The 560-nt window shown below is 43.8% G+C and carries 1 protein-coding gene; it reads right to left on the bottom strand.

The genetic code is table 11. From position 1 onward, the window contains the following. On the bottom strand, window positions 1-560 hold a 560-nt coding region (locus ACXAG7_RS19935; RefSeq protein WP_476667921.1), incomplete at both ends, for a hypothetical protein.

Raw genomic sequence — 560 nt, forward strand, 5'->3', positions numbered from 1 at the left:
CTGCATTGTCAGCTAATTCAGTAGTACCAACAGCACCTGCTGAGATTTCCAGTGTAACATCTCCTAGTAAAGCGTTTGCATCACCACCAACAGTTAAGTCAGAAGAGGTAATGTTACCGTCACCGTTAAAGGCAGTCGGATCTACCACTAAAGCACCCGCACCGTTTTGTGTTAAACCGGTACCCGCAACATCGGCGTTTATTTTAGCAGCTGTTACTGCATCGTCATTGATCTTAGCGGTAGTTACTGCGTTGTTATTGATTTTTCCGGTAGTTACAGCGTTATCGTTGATCTTAACTGTAGTTACTGCATTGTCAGCTAATTCAGTAGTACCAACAGCACCTGCTGAGATTTCCAGTGTAACATCTCCTAGTAAAGCGTTTGCATCACCACCAACGGTTAAGTCAGAAGAGGTAATGTTACCATCACCGTTAAAGGCAGTCGGATCAACTACTAAAGCACCCGCACCGTTTTGTGTTAAACCAGTACCCGCAACATCAGCATTTATTTTAGCAGCTGTTACTGCATCGTCATTAATCTTCGCAGTAGTTACTGCATTG

It is taken from the genome of Tenacibaculum sp. AWR4_210 (genome assembly GCF_056160945.1).